Genomic DNA, 2,500 nt, shown 5'->3' with positions numbered 1-2,500 from the left:
ACGTGAAATTCCGTCGGAATCTGGGAGGACCATCTCCCAAGGCTAAATACTCCCTAGTGATCGATAGTGAACCAGTACCGTGAGGGAAAGGTGAAAAGCACCCCGGAAGGGGAGTGAAAGAGATCCTGAAACCGTGTGCCTACAAATAGTCAGAGCCCGTTAACGGGTGATGGCGTGCCTTTTGTAGAATGAACCGGCGAGTTACGATCCCGTGCGAGGTTAAGCTGAAGAGGCGGAGCCGCAGCGAAAGCGAGTCTGAATAGGGCGTTTAGTACGTGGTCGTAGACCCGAAACCAGGTGATCTACCCATGTCCAGGGTGAAGTTCAGGTAACACTGAATGGAGGCCCGAACCCACGCACGTTGAAAAGTGCGGGGATGAGGTGTGGGTAGCGGAGAAATTCCAATCGAACCTGGAGATAGCTGGTTCTCCCCGAAATAGCTTTAGGGCTAGCCTTAAGTGTAAGAGTCTTGGAGGTAGAGCACTGATTGGACTAGGGGTCCTCATCGGATTACCGAATTCAGTCAAACTCCGAATGCCAATGACTTATCCTTAGGAGTCAGACTGCGAGTGATAAGATCCGTAGTCAAAAGGGAAACAGCCCAGACCGCCAGCTAAGGTCCCAAAGTGTGTATTAAGTGGAAAAGGATGTGGAGTTGCTTAGACAACTAGGATGTTGGCTTAGAAGCAGCCACCATTTAAAGAGTGCGTAATAGCTCACTAGTCGAGTGACTCTGCGCCGAAAATGTACCGGGGCTAAATACACCACCGAAGCTGCGGATTGATACCAATGGTATCAGTGGTAGGGGAGCGTTCTAAGGACAGTGAAGTCAGACCGTAAGGACTGGTGGAGTGCTTAGAAGTGAGAATGCCGGTATGAGTAGCGAAAGACGGGTGAGAATCCCGTCCACCGAATGCCTAAGGTTTCCTGAGGAAGGCTCGTCCGCTCAGGGTTAGTCAGGACCTAAGCCGAGGCCGACAGGCGTAGGCGATGGACAACAGGTTGATATTCCTGTACCACCTCTTTATCGTTTGAGCAATGGAGGGACGCAGAAGGATAGAAGAAGCGTGCGATTGGTTGTGCACGTCCAAGCAGTTAGGCTGATAAGTAGGCAAATCCGCTTATCGTAAAGGCTGAGCTGTGATGGGGAAGCTCCTTATGGAGCGAAGTCTTTGATTCCCCGCTGCCAAGAAAAGCTTCTAGCGAGATAAAAGGTGCCTGTACCGCAAACCGACACAGGTAGGCGAGGAGAGAATCCTAAGGTGTGCGAGAGAACTCTGGTTAAGGAACTCGGCAAAATGACCCCGTAACTTCGGGAGAAGGGGTGCTTTCTTAACGGAAAGCCGCAGTGAATAGGCCCAAGCGACTGTTTAGCAAAAACACAGCTCTCTGCGAAGCCGTAAGGCGAAGTATAGGGGGTGACACCTGCCCGGTGCTGGAAGGTTAAGGAGAGGGGTTAGCGTAAGCGAAGCTCTGAACTGAAGCCCCAGTAAACGGCGGCCGTAACTATAACGGTCCTAAGGTAGCGAAATTCCTTGTCGGGTAAGTTCCGACCCGCACGAAAGGTGTAACGATTTGGGCACTGTCTCAACCAGAGACTCGGTGAAATTATAGTACCTGTGAAGATGCAGGTTACCCGCGACAGGACGGAAAGACCCCGTGGAGCTTTACTGTAGCCTGATATTGAATTTTGGTACAGTTTGTACAGGATAGGCGGGAGCCATTGAAACCGGAGCGCTAGCTTCGGTGGAGGCGCTGGTGGGATACCGCCCTGACTGTATTGAAATTCTAACCTACGGGTCTTATCGACCCGGGAGACAGTGTCAGGTGGGCAGTTTGACTGGGGCGGTCGCCTCCTAAAGTGTAACGGAGGCGCCCAAAGGTTCCCTCAGAATGGTTGGAAATCATTCGTAGAGTGCAAAGGCATAAGGGAGCTTGACTGCGAGACCTACAAGTCGAGCAGGGACGAAAGTCGGGCTTAGTGATCCGGTGGTTCCGCATGGAAGGGCCATCGCTCAACGGATAAAAGCTACCCCGGGGATAACAGGCTTATCTCCCCCAAGAGTCCACATCGACGGGGAGGTTTGGCACCTCGATGTCGGCTCATCGCATCCTGGGGCTGTAGTCGGTCCCAAGGGTTGGGCTGTTCGCCCATTAAAGCGGTACGCGAGCTGGGTTCAGAACGTCGTGAGACAGTTCGGTCCCTATCCGTCGTGGGCGTAGGAAATTTGAGAGGAGCTGTCCTTAGTACGAGAGGACCGGGATGGACGCACCGCTGGTGTACCAGTTGTTCTGCCAAGGGCATAGCTGGGTAGCTATGTGCGGAAGGGATAAGTGCTGAAAGCATCTAAGCATGAAGCCCCCCTCAAGATGAGATTTCCCATAGCGTAAGCTAGTAAGATCCCTGAAAGATGATCAGGTTGATAGGTTCGAGGTGGAAGCATGGTGACATGTGGAGCTGACGAATACTAATAGATCGAGGACTTAACCATATAATATG

1 rRNA gene (cut by a window edge) is annotated in these 2,500 nt (G+C 52.2%); it reads left to right on the top strand.

From position 1 onward, the window contains the following. Nucleotides 1–2,492: ribosomal RNA gene (locus AC22L0_RS29140) — 23S ribosomal RNA — on the top strand; it begins 430 nt to the left of the window's first position. Nucleotides 2,493–2,500: the final 8 nt, after the last annotated feature.

The sequence above is a fragment of the Bacillus sp. LQ01 genome, from assembly GCF_057624735.1.
The sequence above is the reverse complement of the archived record's forward strand: the minus strand, read 5'-3'. Positions and strand labels throughout refer to the sequence as shown.